Annotated in this window: 23 protein-coding genes; 8 read left to right on the top strand and 15 right to left on the bottom strand. The window is 63.0% G+C overall.

Features of this window, described 5'->3' with window-relative positions; genetic code table 11:
- Window positions 1–658: TCP-1/cpn60 chaperonin family protein (locus tag X760_RS71555; protein WP_023722763.1), on the top strand; the 658-nt coding region annotated here is incomplete at its 5' end.
- 217 nt (window positions 659–875) lie between these two features.
- Here the strand turns inward: X760_RS71555 and X760_RS71550 are convergent.
- The gene (locus X760_RS71550) at window positions 876–1,475 is read right to left on the bottom strand and encodes a TetR/AcrR family transcriptional regulator (protein WP_023722762.1); all 600 of its coding nucleotides are present in this window, start codon (window positions 1,473–1,475) and stop codon (window positions 876–878) included.
- A gap of 98 nt (window positions 1,476–1,573) precedes the next feature.
- Here X760_RS71550 and X760_RS71545 point away from each other — a divergent pair, with 98 nt between their 5' ends.
- The 3 genes from X760_RS71545 to X760_RS71535 are packed head-to-tail and all read left to right on the top strand — an operon-like array spanning window position 1,574 to window position 3,486.
- Complete coding sequence (locus X760_RS71545; protein ID WP_023722761.1) at window positions 1,574–2,584, top strand: NAD(P)-dependent alcohol dehydrogenase; 1,011 nt, start codon at window positions 1,574–1,576, stop codon at window positions 2,582–2,584.
- A gap of 52 nt (window positions 2,585–2,636) precedes the next feature.
- Entirely contained in the window at window positions 2,637–3,083 is a 447-nt protein-coding gene (locus X760_RS71540) for an OsmC family protein (protein ID WP_023722760.1), read from the top strand.
- 16 nt (window positions 3,084–3,099) lie between these two features.
- Window positions 3,100–3,486, top strand: a complete 387-nt coding sequence (locus X760_RS71535) for a nuclear transport factor 2 family protein (protein ID WP_023722759.1) — start codon at window positions 3,100–3,102, stop codon at window positions 3,484–3,486.
- Between the two features lie 160 nt (window positions 3,487–3,646).
- Here the strand turns inward: X760_RS71535 and X760_RS0140195 are convergent, their stop codons facing one another.
- Window positions 3,647–4,072 (bottom strand): GFA family protein, encoded by a 426-nt coding sequence (locus tag X760_RS0140195; RefSeq protein WP_031195266.1) that lies wholly within the window; start codon window positions 4,070–4,072, stop codon window positions 3,647–3,649.
- A 184-nt stretch (window positions 4,073–4,256) separates the two neighbouring features.
- On the opposite strand from X760_RS0140195, the gene X760_RS71530 reads away from it, so the two are divergent.
- Window positions 4,257–5,300: an AraC family transcriptional regulator gene (locus X760_RS71530; protein WP_051409779.1), complete on the top strand. Its 1,044-nt coding sequence runs from the start codon at window positions 4,257–4,259 to the stop codon at window positions 5,298–5,300.
- A 61-nt stretch (window positions 5,301–5,361) separates the two neighbouring features.
- On the opposite strand, the gene X760_RS71525 is transcribed toward X760_RS71530, so the two are convergent.
- Both X760_RS71525 and X760_RS0140190 read right to left on the bottom strand, forming a co-directional pair.
- Entirely contained in the window at window positions 5,362–5,973 is a 612-nt protein-coding gene (locus tag X760_RS71525; RefSeq protein WP_023722756.1) for a LysE family translocator, read from the bottom strand.
- 86 nt (window positions 5,974–6,059) lie between these two features.
- Window positions 6,060–6,605, bottom strand: coding sequence for a nuclear transport factor 2 family protein (locus X760_RS0140190; protein WP_023722755.1), 546 nt, complete (start codon window positions 6,603–6,605; stop codon window positions 6,060–6,062).
- Between the two features lie 44 nt (window positions 6,606–6,649).
- Here X760_RS0140190 and X760_RS71520 point away from each other — a divergent pair, with 44 nt between their 5' ends.
- Entirely contained in the window at window positions 6,650–7,570 is a 921-nt protein-coding gene (locus X760_RS71520; protein WP_031195262.1) for an AraC family transcriptional regulator, read from the top strand.
- A gap of 37 nt (window positions 7,571–7,607) precedes the next feature.
- Here X760_RS71520 and X760_RS71515 read toward each other — a convergent pair whose 3' ends face one another.
- From X760_RS71515 to X760_RS71495, 7 genes are all read right to left on the bottom strand, one after another.
- Window positions 7,608–7,946: a YkgJ family cysteine cluster protein gene (locus X760_RS71515; protein ID WP_051409780.1), complete on the bottom strand. Its 339-nt coding sequence runs from the start codon at window positions 7,944–7,946 to the stop codon at window positions 7,608–7,610.
- Window positions 7,947–7,996: 50 nt separating this feature from the next.
- Complete coding sequence (locus X760_RS77550) at window positions 7,997–8,161, bottom strand: hypothetical protein (protein ID WP_023722752.1); 165 nt, start codon at window positions 8,159–8,161, stop codon at window positions 7,997–7,999.
- 1 nt (window position 8,162) lies between these two features.
- Window positions 8,163–8,570, bottom strand: a complete 408-nt coding sequence (locus X760_RS71510) for a hypothetical protein (protein ID WP_023722751.1) — start codon at window positions 8,568–8,570, stop codon at window positions 8,163–8,165.
- Window positions 8,570–8,791 (bottom strand): hypothetical protein, encoded by a 222-nt coding sequence (locus X760_RS0140185; protein ID WP_031195260.1) that lies wholly within the window; start codon window positions 8,789–8,791, stop codon window positions 8,570–8,572. The genes X760_RS71510 and X760_RS0140185 overlap by 1 nt, the downstream gene beginning before the upstream one ends.
- A gap of 415 nt (window positions 8,792–9,206) precedes the next feature.
- On the bottom strand, window positions 9,207–9,416 hold the full coding sequence (locus X760_RS71505) for a cold-shock protein (RefSeq protein ID WP_010915421.1): 210 nt from the start codon (window positions 9,414–9,416) through the stop codon (window positions 9,207–9,209).
- A gap of 429 nt (window positions 9,417–9,845) precedes the next feature.
- Window positions 9,846–10,634 carry an SDR family oxidoreductase gene (locus X760_RS71500; RefSeq protein WP_023722748.1) on the bottom strand — a complete coding sequence of 263 codons (789 nt, stop codon included), beginning with the start codon at window positions 10,632–10,634 and terminating at the stop codon, window positions 9,846–9,848.
- 47 nt (window positions 10,635–10,681) lie between these two features.
- The gene (locus X760_RS71495; protein ID WP_031195259.1) at window positions 10,682–11,143 is read right to left on the bottom strand and encodes a RidA family protein; all 462 of its coding nucleotides are present in this window, start codon (window positions 11,141–11,143) and stop codon (window positions 10,682–10,684) included.
- 97 nt (window positions 11,144–11,240) lie between these two features.
- On the opposite strand from X760_RS71495, the gene X760_RS71490 reads away from it, so the two are divergent.
- A complete protein-coding gene (locus X760_RS71490; RefSeq protein WP_023722746.1) occupies window positions 11,241–12,092 on the top strand; it encodes a LysR family transcriptional regulator in 852 nt (283 codons plus the stop codon).
- A gap of 19 nt (window positions 12,093–12,111) precedes the next feature.
- On the opposite strand, the gene X760_RS71485 is transcribed toward X760_RS71490, so the two are convergent.
- The 3 genes from X760_RS71485 to X760_RS71475 form a co-directional block, all read right to left on the bottom strand.
- A complete protein-coding gene (locus X760_RS71485) occupies window positions 12,112–12,867 on the bottom strand; it encodes an SDR family NAD(P)-dependent oxidoreductase (RefSeq protein ID WP_023722745.1) in 756 nt (251 codons plus the stop codon).
- Between the two features lie 82 nt (window positions 12,868–12,949).
- Window positions 12,950–13,618 carry a glutathione S-transferase family protein gene (locus X760_RS71480; RefSeq protein ID WP_023722744.1) on the bottom strand — a complete coding sequence of 223 codons (669 nt, stop codon included), beginning with the start codon at window positions 13,616–13,618 and terminating at the stop codon, window positions 12,950–12,952.
- A gap of 29 nt (window positions 13,619–13,647) precedes the next feature.
- Window positions 13,648–15,090 carry a patatin-like phospholipase family protein gene (locus X760_RS71475; RefSeq protein ID WP_023722743.1) on the bottom strand — a complete coding sequence of 481 codons (1,443 nt, stop codon included), beginning with the start codon at window positions 15,088–15,090 and terminating at the stop codon, window positions 13,648–13,650.
- A gap of 134 nt (window positions 15,091–15,224) precedes the next feature.
- Here X760_RS71475 and X760_RS71470 point away from each other — a divergent pair, with 134 nt between their 5' ends.
- Entirely contained in the window at window positions 15,225–15,404 is a 180-nt protein-coding gene (locus X760_RS71470) for a CsbD family protein (protein ID WP_023722742.1), read from the top strand.
- Window positions 15,405–15,470: 66 nt separating this feature from the next.
- Here the strand turns inward: X760_RS71470 and X760_RS71465 are convergent, their stop codons facing one another.
- Window positions 15,471–16,601, bottom strand: a complete 1,131-nt coding sequence (locus X760_RS71465) for a metallophosphoesterase (protein WP_023722741.1) — start codon at window positions 16,599–16,601, stop codon at window positions 15,471–15,473.
- Window positions 16,602–16,712: the final 111 nt, after the last annotated feature.

Raw genomic sequence — 16,712 nt, 5'->3', positions numbered from 1 at the left:
ACGCTCTTCCGATCTGATCGAGGAGACCACCTCGGACTACGACAAGGAGAAGCTGCAGGAACGTCTCGCCAAGCTGGCGGGCGGCGTTGCCGTGATCCGCGTCGGCGGTGCGACCGAAGTGGAAGTCAAGGAAAAGAAGGACCGCGTCGATGACGCCCTCAACGCGACCCGTGCGGCCGTCGAAGAAGGCATCGTTCCCGGCGGCGGCGTCGCACTGCTGCGCGCTTCGCTGAGCATCAAGGCAACCGGCGCCAACTCCGACCAGACCGCCGGCATCAGCATCGTGCGTCGCGCGCTGCAGGCTCCGGCCCGTCAGATCGCGGCCAACGCCGGTGCGGAAGCATCGATCGTTGCCGGCAAGATCCTTGAGAACAAGGGCGCGACCTTCGGCTACAACGCCCAGACCGGCGAATATGGCGACATGATCGCCATGGGTATCGTCGATCCGGTCAAGGTTGTGCGCACGGCTCTCCAGGACGCGGCCTCGGNGGTCAAGGTTGTGCGCACGGCTCTGCAGGACGCGGCCTCGGTCGCCGGCCTGCTGGTCACCACCGAAGCCATGATTGCGGAGGCTCCGAAGAAGGAGTCGGCTGGCGGCGGCATGCCTGGCGGCATGGGCGGCGGCGGCATGGGCGGCATGGGCGGTATGGATTTCTAATCCAACCCATCAGCCTTCATGTACGGAAAGGGCGGCCGAGAGGTCGCCCTTTTTCGTTGATGGGACGGAGGATGAGAGGCGGTCCGATTCCAAAGCAAGCGGAAGCATACCCCTGACCGTTTCTTCGGCGTCGGCGCAGAACGTGAATTGCAGAGCTGGAGCGTCGGCCCTTCGGCAGGGCTCCGCGCTGGCCTCGATGCCGTGGAAGCGCGAAACGTCAATGCGCCGTGACTGCGATCTCTTTCGCCGGCAATGCCCCCTCAATCAGCGCCGCGACCTCATCGGCTACCGCCAGCACCGGGGCGCGGTCGCGGGTGGCGCGTGCGATCACCATCAGCCCTTCCAGCGATGATTCGACCAGCAGCGCCAGCGCGTGCGCGCGGCGCTCGGGCACCCCTGCCCTGACGAAGGCCGCCCTGAGCAGGCCTATCCATTGCTCGAAGGCCGACCGGCACAACTCAGCCAACTCCGGCATGTCGGTCGGCCAATCCAACACCACGGGCGCGATCGGGCAACCGAGCGTGAACTGGTTGTCTTCCAGCATGCGCGCGACCGATTGGTAGATGTGGTGGACCGCCACCGCCGGATCTTTTTCGGCAGCGAGCGCGGCGTCCAGCCTCTGCGTCACATCGGCGACGCTATCGCGCGTAACCTCGACGACCAGCTGATCCTTGCCGCCCGGAAAGTGGAAGTAGAGCGAGCCTCTCGGTGCGCCTGAGGCGCTCAATATGTCGTTGAGCGACGTGCCGTGGTAGCCGCGCTGCCTCAGCAGCAGCGCCGTTGTCTCGAGTATGCGGATGCGGGTGTCGTTCGCCATGTCAACCTCTGTCAGGAATGAGCATTATAGGCCTTGCCTCGAATATGACAACCGGTCTATATAATATGTAGATCAGTCTATATATCAGCGAGGGGCGAATGCGTAGTTATCGTCTTGAAGGAACCGGCGTGACCAAGTGCCTGGTGATGCGCGACGGGACGCAGCCGACGCCGAAGCCGCACGAGATCGTCGTGCGTGTCCGCGCCACATCGCTCAACCGCCGCGATACGATGATCCTCAACGGCACCTATCCGCTGACGCCGCGCCAAGGCGTTATCCCGCTGAGCGACGGTGCCGGGGAAGTCGTTGCCGTCGGAGATGCCGTCACCCGCTTTGCCGCCGGCGACCGCATCACCGGCAGCTATTTTGCACGCTGGATTGATGGCCGCATCAATGCCGGGCTGATCGACCAGCTTGGCTGCACGCTGGACGGGATGCTGACTGAATACGCGGTGCTCGACGAGCAATGGGCGGTGTGGCTTCCCGATCATCTCGACTGGCATCAAGCGGCGACACTGACCTGTGCCGGCCTGACCGCTTGGAATGCCGTGACGGCGGCCGAGATGCCGAAGCCCGGGCAGTGGGTTCTGGTCATCGGTTCAGGTGGCGTCGCGCTGTTTGCGCTGCAATTCGCCAAGCTGCTCGGCTGCCGGGTCGTGGCCGTCAGCTCGCGCGGCGAGAAGCTGGACCGGCTGCGGGCGCTGGGCGCCGACCTCGTCGTCTCGACGGCCGACATGCCGGAATGGGGTGCAGCTGTGCGCGAGCAAACCGGTGGCATCGACCTCGTCGTCGAGACCGGCGGCCCGCCGACCTTCGCGCAATCGATGATCGCCTGCGCGCTTTACGGGCGCATCGTGCTTCTCACCATACAGGATGCGAAAGGCGGGACGGTGCAGATCCCCGGCCCGGTCTACCAGCGCAGCCTCGCCACCATCAGCCGCCTCTTCGTCGGCAATCGCACCAACCTCGAAGCCATGCTGCGCGCCATCTCGGTGCATCGGCTTAAGCCTGTCATCGACAAGGTGTTCGCCTTCGACGAGGCCCAAGACGCCTACCGTTATTTCCAGCAAGGCGACGTCTTCGGGAAAGTGGTCGTCGACGGCGCCTGACTGGTTCGCCCCCAAAATCTGATCGACCCCCTCAAATCAAAGGAGAGACACAATGACCATTCGTGAAGCAGAGGCCCAATGGCAGGGATCGTTGAAAGAAGGTTCGGGCCGGCTGAGGCTAGGCAGCGGCGTATTCGAAGGCGCCTACTCCTTCCCGTCGCGTTTCGAGAACGGTCCCGGCACCAACCCGGAGGAATTGATCGCGGCGGCGCATGCCGGCTGCTTCTCGATGGCGCTGAGCGCCATCCTGGGCCGCGAAGGTTATACTCCCGCACGCATTCACACGATCGCGAAAGCGCATCTCGGCGCCACCGCGGCCGGACCGACGATCACCCGTATCGAGTTGGAGACGGAGGCAAGCGTGGCCGGGCTGGCTGCCGGGGATTTCGAGCGGCTGGCGCAGACGGCCAAGGAGAGCTGCCTCGTGTCGCGGGCGCTGGCCGGCGTCGCGGCGATCACGCTCAAGGCCCGCCTCGTCGAAACCGTTGCTGATCACTGAAGGGAAGGAATATCCAATGACACAGGAACTCATCATCGACATCGCCGCGGCCAAACGCTCCGCCGAGACGGCCGAGATCATGCGGCGCTACAACGACGTCTTCCAGCGCCACGACCCGTCGGCGCTCGACGATCTGGTGGCGGAAGATTGCGTGATCGAGAACACCACGCCGGCCCCGGACGGCGCCCGCCGCATCGGCAAGGGCGCCTGCGTCGAACTGTGGTCGGCGATCGCGACCGGACGCGGCACGCGCTTCGACATCGAAGAAACCTTCGTCGCCGGCGACCGGGCGACGATCCGCTGGCGCTACTGGATGGCCGACGGCAATTCGCTGCGCGGCGTCAACCTGATGCGCGTGGCGGACGGGCAGATTGTCGAGGCCAGGGGCTACGTGAAGGGATAGCGCTTGGCGCGACAAGCTGCCGTCAGCCAAGCTGCACCGCGCGCGCATCCTTGCGATATAGATCCTTGATCGGCTCCTGCGCGGCGCGCAATGTCGTGATGTCCATGCATATTCTCCAGTCGTGAGATGTCGCTGTTCGAAATCGTGTGTCATTGCCGGGTTACTCCGGCACGCTCACACCCGAGCCCCCGAGTTCGGCGGGGAAGTCTTTCAGCTTCGGCAATCCGTCCTTCATCGGCAGGACCGTCTCGGCGTAGTTGACATGAACCCCCGGCGTGAACTTCACCGTCGGTATCGTGGCCGCATAGACGTCTACCAGTCCGAGCGGCGGATGATCGGTCATCAGATGGCCGCCGCACTTCGTGCAGAACTGACGGTCGCTCATGTTGGACTTCTCGAAGCCGGACAGGAACTCCTCGCCCTTGGTGACCTTGACGTTTTCCGGCTTCCACAGCGTGAACGCGTTCACGGGAGACGCCGACCACGAACGACAGGAACTGCAATGGCAGTAGCCCATCGCCTCGGCCGCTCCGTGCACTTCGATTTCCACGGCGCCGCAAAAACATCCGCCCTTATGTACCGTCATGACTTAGATCCCTCATTTTTCTTGAGTTCGACTGCGCTCAGCAGCTGATTTGAGACAGAGCTCAGCGCCGACGGGGTTTAAAGCTTCCGGCAATGAACGGAATGACGGGGCGTCCGCCTCACTTGACAGCGCGTCCGGAACTCGAAAGGGATGTCGCGCCGGGTTGCCGCGCAACTTACGGGACATGGATGGAATGGCCGGGGACGCTCTGTCTGACCTCTTGAAAAAGGTGCGTCTCACCGGCGCGACGTTTTTCGACATCAAGGCTCAGGATCCATGGGCCGTCTGCTCGCCTGCCCCGTCATCGATACTGCCGAAGATCCTGCCCGGCGCGGACCACCTGATTTCCTATCACGTGGTGACGGCCGGCCGTTGCTTTGCTCGCATCGTGGGCAAGGAGGCGATCGCGGTGGAGGCCGGCGAAGTCGTGGTCTTCACCCACAGCGACCCGCACATCATGTCGAGCAATCCCGAGCTCGCGGCCGATCCTCCGACCGCCGATGTCCTGGAGATCGCGTCCGCCAGCCAAATGCCGTTCCACATCAACCATGGCAGCGACGGGTCGATCTCGGCTAGGCTCGTTTGCGGTTATCTTGCCTGCGACGCACAGCCATTCAATCCGCTGCTCGATGCATTGCCCCCGGTGATCAAGGCCGGGGACGTGAAAGGCGATGCCGGCTGGCTTGGCCAATTCATCAGATTGGCAGTCTCGGAAGTGGCGGAAAAGCGGGCTGGCAGCGAGACCGTGCTCACCAAGCTCAGCGAGCTCATGTTCGTCGACGTCCTGCGCCGCTATGTGGAGTCGCTTCCACCGCAACACACCGGCTGGCTGGCGGGCCTGCGCGACCCGCACCTGGGCAAGGCGCTGGCGCTGATCCACGATCGGCCCGAGCACAATTGGACCGTGGAGGCGCTGGCGAAGGAGGCCGCGCTGTCGCGCACCGTGCTCGCCGAGCGTTTCACCAGGCTCGTCGGGATGCCGCCGGTGCACTATCTCGCCAAATGGCGGATGCAGATTGCCTCGGAACTGCTCAGCACCGGCAACAGCAACGTCGCAAACATAGCGGCGGAAATCGGCTACGAGTCCGAGGCGGCGTTCAGCCGTGCCTTCAAGAAGATGATCGGCGTCCCCCCATCGGCCTGGCGGCTGGGTGTTCGCGCTGCGCCCGGTTTCGGCGGCGGCGAGGCTCCCGAAACCGAAGGCGGACCCGCCGATCCGCAGCGGTAAGAGCAATTCCAGGAAAGGTGCGAAACGGTTTCCGTCCGGAATTGCGTCAAAACAAAGAGATCTACCGGTCCGCCAGCGCCAGTTTGGCGCCGAGCATGACAAAGGCTCCGGCGAAGGTGCGGCGCATCCAGGTCAGCACCTTTGGTCGCGACACGACATGGCTGCGGATCGACGCCGCGAAGATGCCGTAGCCGACAAAGACCACGAAGGTGAGCAGCATGAAGACGCTGCTGAGCTCCAGCATCTTCGACAGCGCATGCGATTCGGTGGTGCTGACGAATTGCGGCAGGAAGGCAAAGAAGAAGATCGACAGCTTCGGATTGAGGATGTTGATGAGGATGCCCGAAGTGATCACTTTGCCGGCCGAGCGCGGCGCGACATTTTCGTCGACGCTCAGGCCGCCCTTCTCCTTCAGCGTGTTCCAGGCCATGTAGAGCAGGTAGGCGACGCCGAGATATTTCAGCGTCTCGAAGGCGACGGCGCTGGTGTGCAGCAGAGCCGCGAGGCCGGTGATGGCGGCCGCCATATGCGGAATGATGCCGAGCGTGCAGCCGAAAGCGGCAATGATGCTGGCACGCGCACCACGCGAAAGCCCGGCGCTCAGCGTATAGAGAACGCCAGTGCCGGGCGAAGCCACGACAATCAGCGACGTCAACAGGAATTCGATGCTCACAGATGGTCTCCCGGTGCTGGCCCTGCCGCCGGCAGCGTAATCAGCGAAACGTGCGGGCACAAGCCAGCCTGAGAGCCTATCCGCATTCAGATCATGCTATTGGCGTGCAGCTTGCTATCCGCGATGGGTTGCCGAACTTCCCAGTGTTCGACGAGCTTACTTTCGTTCAGCCTGAAAATGTCGACGATGGCCAACCCCTCCTCTTCGGGTTCGCGTTTTGCGTGCATGTGCACGATGACGAAATCCCCTTCGGCAAAAATCCGCTTCACCTCTCCCCTCACGAGGGGAAATGACTGTTTGAGCTGCTGCAGATAGGCTTTGAAGCCGTCCGCACCATCCGCAATGTTCGGATTATGTTGGATGTAGCGTTCGCCAAAATGCATCGAAGCAGCTTCGATGTTGCCTTGGTTTACTGCTTTGTCGATGAAGTCCAGGACGATCGTCTTGTTGGTTTCGAGCGAATTATGACTCTTGGCTGTAACTGGATTTGATGGTTCGTCACGCATGTTTTGCTCCGTGAGGTGGCTGCTTCCGCCTGTTGTGGACAGGAGCGTCCGCAGGCCGACATTGCCAACATAATCAGCCACGCTTGTGAGATGGTCGATATGCCATTCCGCTAGATTCTTATCCAATCGTCTAATATCGTTGTCCGATTCATCATCGGAGGATGGTTCTCATGGATGCCTTGTCCGAAGTTCTTGCTTCGCTGAGATTTGGCAGCGCCATGATCGGCAGCGCGACCCTGCATCGGCCATGGGGTATTTCGGTCGATCCGACAAGGAATGCCGCCATCCACGTCATACAGAACGGCGAATGCTGGCTGCGGCTAGCCGGTGAAAAGGAGCCGATCCGCTTAAGCGAGGGAGACGTCATCCTTGTCGCGAGCGGTATCGGGCATGCCCTTTGCAATCCGGCGGATGCACCGACGGCATCGATATCCGCCGTCCTTTCCGCAAATCGGAGCGGACTGGAACCGAAAAGCGAGAGCGGCGCGACAACTCTTCTTTGTGCGAGATATTCACTCGACGGCGTCGGACCATATCCGATGGTTTCGCTGCTTCCACCGCTGATCCATTTGACCCGAAATCAGATCGACACCAGCGAGCCGCTGCGGCTTGCCCTGGAACTTCTGCAGGTCGAAGCAAAAAGCAATCTCGGCGGTCACGACATTGTCGCCCCACGTCTTCTCGACAGCACGTTGATCTTCTTATTGCGTGCCTGGATAGAACATCAGCCTCTCGGAACAGGCGGATGGTTTGGCGCCTTACGCGATAAAGGCATTGCGCAGGCTTTGCGCCTGATCCACGAGCGGCCGGATGGTCCCTGGACTATCGCTTCCCTTGCCAGCGGCGCGGCACAGTCCCGGGCCACCTTCGCGCGTCGCTTCGCTCAACTCGTGGGACAGCCGCCGCTGTCCTATGTGACTCGCTGGCGGATGAACCTTGCCGCCAAGGCTCTGCGGGAAACGAACCAGAACATTGGCGAGATCGGGCGCGCCGTCGGATATGAGTCGGTGCCGTCGTTCTCGCAGGCATTCAAACGGTTGACCGGACGATCGCCCGGCCTCTACCGCAGCGACTTTCGCTCATCTGACTGACGAATTTCAAAAGTGAGACGCCAGCCCGAGGGCGTCATTACAGCGTCGGCAGTCCGTGAGCCAGGCGCGCCATCAGGCAGTCGTCATCGCCCGGCATGCAGGCGCGGCAGACGTCGGGACGGATCTCGTAGATGCCGCAGGCGGTCGACTTGCCGACCTCGCCGCACAGTGCCGAACAGCGCGCGCCGTCGCAGCGCATGCCGGCTTCATCGGCAGCCACGTATTTTTGCGGGATAAGGTCGAGTTGCGCGTCATCCTCGGTTGAAAAGCGCGGCCATCTTGACGAGTAGGCGCAGCAGGCGCCACAGGTCTGGCAATCGAAGGCAACCGGATCGGCGCCCTCTTGTGGCGACAAAAAATCCTCTGCGACCGCCAGGGCAAGCAGCCTTGGCGCAGATTTCCGGCCGGCATTTTGCTGCAAGGGTGCTATTTCTTCTTCGGCTTGCGCGGCGGTGCTTCGGCCGGCGACCTGAACAGATCGGTACCCGCTTCGGCGGCTTCACCGGTTTTTGGTGCGGCGGCCGGCTTGGCCGGCTTCACGGCGGCAGCAGGCGCGGCTGGCTGGCCCTTGGCGGAAAACTTGATTGCCATATCAATCCTCGTCAGAGAAACGCGATGATGGCGCATTCGGATTGCGAAGGCGGCCGATGAGCGCCGAAACGGCCGTGATGTTCATTTCTTCGGGCGACCAGTTCCTGGCTTCCTCGATGTGCCGGGGCGCCAGCTCGCGATGCGTGCTGCCGCTGTAGGCGGCGTCCTGATAGGTCACGCGCTCGTGCGTCTTGGCGTTTTCCCGGACGTATTCGATCAGATAATTGGGGCATTCGGCACGGCCGCGCACGCCGAGCCGCACCTGGGCATCGCCGTGGACACGCCGGCAGCGCTCGAGCTTTTCGAGCACGCGCCGGACATATTCGACCGGCTTGTCGAGTTCACCCACGACATCGGCGATGGTCGAATCGGCGGCGATCGCCTTTTGAGGCACGCGTTTGGTGGCCATCAGCGTTTGCCCGCGCGTTTCGGCGAGGCCGCGAGCGCTGCCGCCATGTCGTCGGCTTCCTTTTCCAGGCGCAGTTCGCGCAGCCGCGCGGTCTTGGCTTCGCGCGCCTGGCTGACGGCATCCCGTTCGGAATTGATGCGGTCGAGCGACATCGACTGGGTCCGCGTCTTGCTAAAAATGGATTCGGCCTGGTCGCGGGGTCTTTTTGAAGTTGCGGTCAAGGTGTTTCTCCCGGTTCGGAGCGCGCCGCCGAAAAGTGGCGAGACTGGTCTTTCGGCCAGGATCCCGCACAAAGCAATACGGCAGCCGGTTTCAAATTGCTGGAACGTCCTCAGAGACCGTTTGGAAATTCTACTCTGACGGCCGTCTGATGGCCGTCAGAGTAGAATTTCGAAACAGCCTCTTAGCACGTCCGGGCCGTCGAGCAGCGCTCTTTCGGCGGTCGAAGCGCAAAAATGAAAAAGGCCAGGCACCGCCTGACCTTCCATGAGAGCGCATGCGCATCCCGAGAGACGCGCAAAGAAACGTTCTTCTCATGCGCATGAACGGGGACTTAACCTCCCGCGATCATGTGCTGGAATTTGCCATTCACCGGTGCCAGTACATCCGTGGTCACCGGTGAGGCTGAATTCCGTTTTAGGCCGCCTTCAACTGGTCGGCGGACATCTTGCCCGACTTGTTGTCGCGGACCATCTCGTAGCCAAGCTTCTGGCCCTCGACGATGTCGCGCATTCCGGCGCGCTCGACGGCTGAGATGTGGACAAAAACGTCGGCAGAACCGTCGTCAGGCTGAATAAAACCAAAACCCTTGGTGGCGTTGAACCATTTAACTGTGCCTGTGCTCATAACGAACCCTTTCCATGGCAAATATTCGTTCGCCGTCATGCGGATGCACAACAACGTTTGTCTCGATTTTGATGGGGAAGTTCGTCAAAGGCGCGCCTCGGCACGCGGATAACAAAAGTCGGTCAAACAAACATCGACAAAATTCTTGTAGACTTCTTTGCGCGCTGTGTCAATTTTTTGATTTGCAACACTCGTGGAGATGCGCGGCGGCGGCAAATACGACAGCGAAAACCGGGCTATTGCCCGCCGAAAAAACCGCTTAGCCGGGAACCATTTTGGCGCCGGAGCATTTTTTCGGTGTCGAACGCCGTTCTCGAAAGAGCGATCTTGAGAAAAGGCGGACGATCACCAGGACGCCCCCCGCGCAGATAAAAGGCACGAGGGGCGTTCCTGTGTGATGCGACCATTCGCGCCGCCGCCCCCTGCTCCTCACACCATGCCGCGACTGAGCCCGCCATCCACCGGCAAAGCCACGCCGGTAATATAGGCGGCGGCGTCGCTGGCCAGGAATGCTGCAACCGCACCGAATTCGGCGGGAGTGCCGTAGCGCTTTGCCGGGATATCGGCCTGACTCTCGGCGGCGATCACGGCAGCGTCGACACCCCTGTCGGCGGCGTCCATGGCGTCGAACTGTTTGGTCCGGTCCGTCGCAAAACGGCCAGGCAGCAACAGGTTGACGGTAACGCCGTCCGCCGCCACTTCGCCGGCCAGCGTCTTGGCCCACCCGGCGAGCGACGCACGCAGCGCATTCGAGGCGGTAAGGCCGGGGATCGGCTCGCGGACGGAAGTCGAGGAAACGGCGATGATGCGTCCCCAGCGCCGCGCCCGCATGCCTGGCAGGAAAGAAATGGCAACGCGCATCTGGCTCAGCACCATGCTGGTGAACTGCTTCTCCCAGACGCTCGCATCGAAGACGCTGGCCGCGAAGGGCGGCGGGCCGCCGCCATTGAGCAGGACGATGTCGATCCGCTGATGCTCGTCCTCGACGGCATGGATCAGCCGGGAGACGCTGTCGTGGTCGGAGAGGTCGGCGCTGAAGGTCGAGCAGATGTGGCCGGCGGCCTCGATCGCGCGCCGCGCCACATCCAGGGTCGCCTCCCCTCGTCCGACCAGGATGATCTCGGCGCCTTTCGCCGCGAGCGCTTCGGCAACGCCGAAACCGAGGCCCTTGCCTCCGCCGAGAACAAGCGCCCTCCGCCCCTCAAGATTTGCATCCATCAAGCCAAGCCTCCTGCTGGTTTCACTGGCTATTTCGAGCGACTTCCCTAGCGGACATGCACGATAGCGTCGGCTTCGACCGGAACATTGGCCGGCAAGCCGGCCATGCCGAGCGAGCAGCGGGCGTGCTCGCCACGCTCGCCGAAAACATGGAGCAGAAATTCGGATGCTCCGTTGCCGACCTCCGAATAGGCCGAAAAGCCGGCCGTCGCATTCACATAGACGGTCAGCTTGGCGAATTTCACGACACGGTCAAGATTGCCGTCCAGTTCCTTGTCCAGCCAATAGACGATGTTGGCCGCGCAGAGCCGGGCGGCGTTCTGCGCAGCAGCCAGATCGATCTCTCTGCCGACCTGGCCGATCGCGGCGATCTCCTGCGCGATCTCGGGAATCTGACCGGAGACATAGACGATGTCGGCGACCCGAACCGTCGGCGAGAACGGCAAAGCAGGCCGCTCGAGCGACGGCCAGGCGACACCGAACTCCTCAAATCTTCTTCTGTAGGACAAGGTGGCTGCTCCTGTTTTCGTTCGTGCGAGCGGACCTTGAATTCAGATCGGGCTTTCGGATAGCCTGATAGTGCTGACACAGCTATCAGGAATTCTTATGACTGGAGATATCGACGTCAGGCTGCTGCGTGCCTTCGTCACCGTGGCCGATACGGGAACGGTGAGCCGGGCGGCCGATCGACTTGCCCGCACCCAGGCGGCGGTGAGCATGCAGCTTCAGCGCCTCGAGGGTGAAGTCGGCGCCGAGCTGCTGCGCCGTTCGCCGCGCGGCGTGACGCTGACCGAGGCCGGCGAGATCCTGCTCGCCTTCGCCCGCAAGGCCATCGCGATCGGCGACGATGCCAGGCGCGAGATAGAAGGCCGCAGGCTGGTCGGCCGTGTCCGGCTGGGCATCATCGAGGATTTGGCGGTGACACGGCTGCCGCTGATCATTGCCGACTTCCGCCGCCGGCATCCTTCCGTGGAGATCGAGCTGACATCGGCCAGCAGCGCCGATCTCAGCAAGTCGCTGGGCGAAGGAAAATGCGACATCGTCATGGCCGATCCGGCGCGCTTCACAAAGGCGCCGCGAGGTCATCTGTCACGACAGCTGGTCTGGGCGGCAAGCCGCATGATCGAGATCGATGACGAGGTCGAGCTTCCGCTGGTCATCTTCGAAGGCGCCTGCTCCTGGCAGGACAGAATGCTGGCCTCGCTCGCCGAGGCCGGGCTCGGCTGGAAGATCGGCTGCCGCGTGTCGACTTTCGCGACGCTGATCTCGGCGCTGAGGGCCGGGCTTGGCATCGGCCTTCTGCTGCAGGAAGGACTGCCGCCCGACTGCCAAAGCCTCAACGGACGCTTCAACATGCCGCCGGCGCCGATGGCGGATTTCGGCGTCTACCTTGCGAGGGACCCGTCCCGGCTGGTCGAGGAGTGTGGCGATTTCCTGCGGGCGGGATTCGAAGTCTAACGAAACGATCCGACGTCATTCACCGTTCCTGGTCGGTCGGGCGGATGACGATCTCGTTGACGTTGACGTGCGCCGGCTGGCTCACGGCGTAGAGAATGGCCGCGGCGATGTCCTCGGCGGCCAGCGCCTCCATGGCGGCGAGCCGCTGGTCGAGCCCAGTCTTCGCCGCCGGATTGGTGATATGGTCGCCGAGCTCGGTGCGCACCAGGCCGGGTTCGATGACGGTGACGCGAACCTTGTCGGAGTAGACTTCGCGGCGCAGCGATTCGGAAAAGCCGACGACGCCGAACTTGGTTGCGGCATAGCCGCTGGCGCCGGGATTGGCGACGCGGCCGGCGACCGACGAGACATTGACGATGTGACCCTTGGCGGCCCTGAGATGCGGCAGCGCCGCTTTGGTGACACCCATCAGCGCCAGCAGGTTGAGCTCGACCATGCGGCGCCAGTCATCGAGCACCGCCTCGGCGGCCGGCGACAGAAGCATCACCCCGGCATTGTTGACGAGGATGTCGAGGCGGCCCCATTCGGCGACAACCTTGTCGACCATGGCGGTGACATCGTCGTTGCTGGTGACGTCGGCCGCGATACGGAGTGCCGTGCCGCCGGCCTTTTCGATACGCGCGGCCAGCGCTTCGAGGCGATCGGCGCGGCGGGCGGCAATCGCCACCTTTGCCCCGGCGGCCGCCAGCGCCACAGCGGTTGCCTCGCCGATGCCCGACGAGGCGCCGGTGACAAGCGCGACCTTGCCGGCCAGTGCGGAAGAAACAGCTGTCATTGTGAAGTCTCCAAAGCCCCTGCCCGATCTTCAGATAGGCCGCGGGCCGCGAAGTGGAAGACCAGCTCGCCGGTTGCTCGGCTCATTCGTCGGGGCCGGGCTCCGGCCATGGCTCCTTCGCCGCCTCCGCATACCAGTGGCGCATCGCCGGCATCGAAAGCACGGCATCGACATAGGCGCGGGTGTCGGGCGCCAGCGTGCCGCCATAGGTGTCGAAGCGGGTGACGACCGGCGCGTACATGGCGTCGGCCGCGGTGAAATGGCCAAACAGGAACGGCCCGCCTTTGCCGTATTTTTCCCGGCATTGCCGCCACAGATCCTCGATGCGCGCCCGTTGCGCCTCACCTTCGGCGTCGAGCGGCTTGTGGCCTTTTGGCCGGCGCAAATTCATCGGCCAGCCATAGCGGACCTCGCGAAAGCCGGAATGCATCTCTGTCGCCGCCGAGCGGGCGTGCGCGCGAGCGCCGATATCGGCCGGCCAGAGCTTCTTGTCGGGAAACAGGTCGGCAAGATATTCAAGGATGGCAAGGGTTTCCCAGACGATCCGGATCTCGCCATTCGGCAGCCGATGGTTCAGCACCGGCACCTGGCCGGTCGGCGATATCCTGGCCAGATTGGCGGCGGTCTCGGGCGTGCGCAGGCGCACAAAACCTTCCTCGAACGGTATCTCCAGATGCTTCATCGCCAGCCATGGCCTCAGTGACCAGGACGAGAAGCATTTGTTGCCGATGAAGAGCGTGAATTCAGCCAAGATGGTCTCTCCGTGTCGAGCCCAGCGGCTCAGTTTGCTTGTGCCGCGGCCAATTGTGCCCCCGGCGTGACGCCGGCGCGAGCGCGGATGGCGGCGACCGCCTTGGTGATATCCGTATTGACCAGCAGCGCCTCGCGACCGGCCGCGATGGTGAGGTCGACCTGATCGACCGGCAATTTCAGCCGCGTCGGGACAGCGTTCAGCTTGGCCTGTGTCGCCTGGTCGAGGTCGGCAAAGGACAGATATTGGACCACGAGTTCAACATCGCGGCAATCCCAGCCGGCAGTCGAGCCGCGATAGGCAGCCACGGTCGAGGTCGGCAAAGCACAGCGGTAGCGGACCAATTCACCGCGCCATTGCGAGACGGCCAGCTTCAGTGCGTCGGCTTCGTCGCGCACCGCGGCCGCCATGGTGGTGCTCGTCACGGCGTCGAGCAACTCGCTAAGCCGCGGTCCGTGGATAGACTTGGCCCAGCTCACGTCGTTGTCGGCGCCGGCGTCGGCAACGATGAAAAGCAGCGTCCTCAACCGGACAGCGGCGGCCGGCGACAGCGGACCATAGGGGGTGCCGGCGGCGGAGCGCTCCAGGGTAAAGCCGGTGACGCCGAGATTATCGGTCAGACCACCGTCCAGCAATTTCACATAGTCGAGGGGATCGGCGTTTTGATAGGAATCGAGCGCGCTGGCATAGGCCTTGAGCCTGATCGAGGCATTGTGATCGGCCAGTGCCCGGCTCAACCATTGCGGCCTGCGGTAGCCGCAATCCGGGCTGGTGGCGGAAACCACGATCGGCGCGAAGACCACCGGCACGGCAGCGGAAGCCGCGACCGCATCAGCCAACCGCATCTTGTCGAGATCGCTACAAAGCGCCGCGAAAGTGTCGTAGCTGAACAGAAATGGCGTGCGGTTATAGATATCGGACGCGTTGATCCAGATGATGGGCCGGTCCGGCTTGGCGAACGCCTCGAATGTCGCATCGTCGAAGAGATTGTCGTTCAGCCATTTGGCAAAACCGCTGCGGTCATTGACGCCGCCATAGTAGGCGCGGACAAGGTTGAACGGCGACAACCTTGTTCGAAGGTCGGCCTCAGCATTCTGGATCAGGAACCGTTCGCGAAAGTCGCGGTAGCCGTCCTCGCCCTTGTAGCCGAAATAGGCGGCAGTCACCGCGCCGCCTGATGCACCGGAAATCATCCTGATGTCATCGACCAGCGTGCGCCGCCGCGGCTGCTCGTCGATGACGATGTCGTCCAGCGCCCGCAGAACGCCGTAGGAGAAGGCCGCGGCCCGGGTGCCGCCACCGGAGAAGGCGAGGCCGAGCACAGTCGAGCCGTCGTCGCCCGGATCTGGAATGAAAGCCGGCGACGGCCTGCCGGCTTCGGGCGTAAAGACGTTGATCGGCCCGACATCATCGGCGACGCAGCCTGCCAAAAGCATGGACGTCGCAACGGCACAGGCAAGGCGAAAACGCATCGAAATCCCCCCGGGGCAGAGCCTAGCCGCATTACCGCGCCGGGTGCAACCGGTTGTCCGGCGATGCATGGAACCGAAGCGGTGCCTGACCGTTTGCCTCGCAAATAAAACTCCCGAACTCCAGGAGATGCGCGATGGTGAACAAGGATCAGGTGGCAGGCGTCGCCAAGCAAGCCAAGGGCTCGGTCAAGCAGGCCGCCGGCAAGGCCACCGGCAACAGACGCACCGAGGCCGAAGGCAACGTCGACAAGGCCACCGGCAAGATCCAGAAGGCTTACGGCGACGTGAAGGACAAGGTGAAGAAGGCGCTTTGACGCCTGCCCTTCGCAAACCAGGAAAAAGGCGGCTCGGCCGCCTTTTTTTGCGCCGTCTCTTACCCGTCAGAAAGTCAGGCTTTTGCTGTACGCATTGGTGAAGGTGACCTCGCCATGATCTCCGGCGGCTTCGCCCAGCACCACATCCATGCTGTTTCCGGTCACCCGCGCCAACGCAAAGCCGCCCATGAAGGCGGCCTTCGGCTTGAACAAATCAAGCCCGTCACGGTGGTAGATCATCGGCGTCGCGTGCTGGTGGCCATGGAAGATGCCGACGACGTTGTAACCCTTCAGCACAGCCAGCAGCGCCTGCCTGTCGGCCTCGCTCCACCAATGCGGTGGACCCGTGCCGTTGTCGTCGAAGCTACTTTCGGTCGCGTCCCATCTTTCGATCGAAAAGGTATCCCAGCCATAATGCTGGAACAGGATGACCGGGCGGCCGTCGCCGGCATAGGTGGCAAGGTCCTGCTTCAGCCATGGCAGGCTGCTGGCGGCGCCGTGGCCGGTATCGCCGGCAAAACGGTGCGTCTGGACAAGATGCAGACCGCCCCAATCCCATGAATAGCAGTCGGTCTCGACGTCGTAGTCGGTCGCCGGCGCAGGCGGCTTGAAGAACACGCCGGGGCGGTGGTTGACCTCAACATAGTCTCGCATTTCGCGGCGGTACCAGTCGACATGCGAGCGCGGGCCGTTCTGGTCGAGGTAGTGGTTGCCAAGGCCGACATAGACCGGAATGTGCACGCGGTCGGGGCCGACGCCCTGCTGGTAGCGCTGGCTGAACTGAAGCAGCTGCGTGCCCTCGCTGGGCTGGGTGATCTGGCCGCCGCCGTCATCGGTGATGTCGCCGCCAACGACGAGGCCGAGCGGCGTGCTGATTTTGCCCGTCGAGCGCAGGCCGGTGGCAACGCCATCGATTTCGGCCGGCCATTGTCTGTCACCGACGCCGTTGAGTGCGGCGACATTGCGCAGCAAGGCAGCGTCAGTCTTGCCCTCCTGCTCGCAATGCGGGCTCAATCCGTTCGCCATTCGGCAGGCATGGACATCAGCGATAAACAGGAAGGTGGCGTCGATCGGCGGGATGCGCTGCCCGGTCTGGCCGAAGGCCGGGCGCGAAACGGCGCCGGCCACGGCAAGGGCCGCTGCCTGCATCAGGAAGCTGCGCCGGGAAACCGGTGGGGCGGGAATGCGATGCATCATGCGCTAAAATTCAGCACGACGCGGACCGGCAGTCCAGTTGCTCGCAAAGTATGTCGACACGTTCTCCCAGGTCTGGCATTGCTTTCGGCATTCAACTTGCGCGGGCAGAGG

Origin of the sequence: Mesorhizobium sp. LSHC420B00, assembly GCF_000503055.1 — a bacterium.
In the GTDB taxonomy this organism is placed as follows: Bacteria; Pseudomonadota; Alphaproteobacteria; order Rhizobiales; family Rhizobiaceae; genus Mesorhizobium.
This window is presented reverse-complemented; position numbering and strand designations above follow the sequence as displayed.

Bases quoted from the DNA above. Each gene is read 5' to 3' on its own strand.
- X760_RS71550 (WP_023722762.1), bottom strand. From the start codon at position 1,475: ATGGCGAACGACACCCGCATCCGCATACTCGAGACAACGGCGCTGCTG.
- X760_RS71545 (WP_023722761.1), top strand. From the start codon at position 1,574: ATGCGTAGTTATCGTCTTGAAGGAACCGGCGTGACCAAGTGCCTGGTG.
- X760_RS71540 (WP_023722760.1), top strand. From the start codon at position 2,637: ATGACCATTCGTGAAGCAGAGGCCCAATGGCAGGGATCGTTGAAAGAA.
- X760_RS71535 (WP_023722759.1), top strand. From the start codon at position 3,100: ATGACACAGGAACTCATCATCGACATCGCCGCGGCCAAACGCTCCGCC.
- X760_RS0140195 (WP_031195266.1), bottom strand. From the start codon at position 4,072: ATGACGGTACATAAGGGCGGATGTTTTTGCGGCGCCGTGGAAATCGAA.
- X760_RS71530 (WP_051409779.1), top strand. From the start codon at position 4,257: ATGGATGGAATGGCCGGGGACGCTCTGTCTGACCTCTTGAAAAAGGTG.
- X760_RS71520 (WP_031195262.1), top strand. From the start codon at position 6,650: ATGGATGCCTTGTCCGAAGTTCTTGCTTCGCTGAGATTTGGCAGCGCC.
- X760_RS77550 (WP_023722752.1), bottom strand. From the start codon at position 8,161: ATGGCAATCAAGTTTTCCGCCAAGGGCCAGCCAGCCGCGCCTGCTGCC.
- X760_RS71510 (WP_023722751.1), bottom strand. From the start codon at position 8,570: ATGGCCACCAAACGCGTGCCTCAAAAGGCGATCGCCGCCGATTCGACC.
- X760_RS71505 (WP_010915421.1), bottom strand. From the start codon at position 9,416: ATGAGCACAGGCACAGTTAAATGGTTCAACGCCACCAAGGGTTTTGGT.
- X760_RS71500 (WP_023722748.1), bottom strand. From the start codon at position 10,634: ATGGATGCAAATCTTGAGGGGCGGAGGGCGCTTGTTCTCGGCGGAGGC.
- X760_RS71490 (WP_023722746.1), top strand. From the start codon at position 11,241: ATGACTGGAGATATCGACGTCAGGCTGCTGCGTGCCTTCGTCACCGTG.
- X760_RS71485 (WP_023722745.1), bottom strand. From the start codon at position 12,867: ATGACAGCTGTTTCTTCCGCACTGGCCGGCAAGGTCGCGCTTGTCACC.
- X760_RS71475 (WP_023722743.1), bottom strand. From the start codon at position 15,090: ATGCGTTTTCGCCTTGCCTGTGCCGTTGCGACGTCCATGCTTTTGGCA.
- X760_RS71470 (WP_023722742.1), top strand. From the start codon at position 15,225: ATGGTGAACAAGGATCAGGTGGCAGGCGTCGCCAAGCAAGCCAAGGGC.
- X760_RS71465 (WP_023722741.1), bottom strand. From the start codon at position 16,601: ATGATGCATCGCATTCCCGCCCCACCGGTTTCCCGGCGCAGCTTCCTG.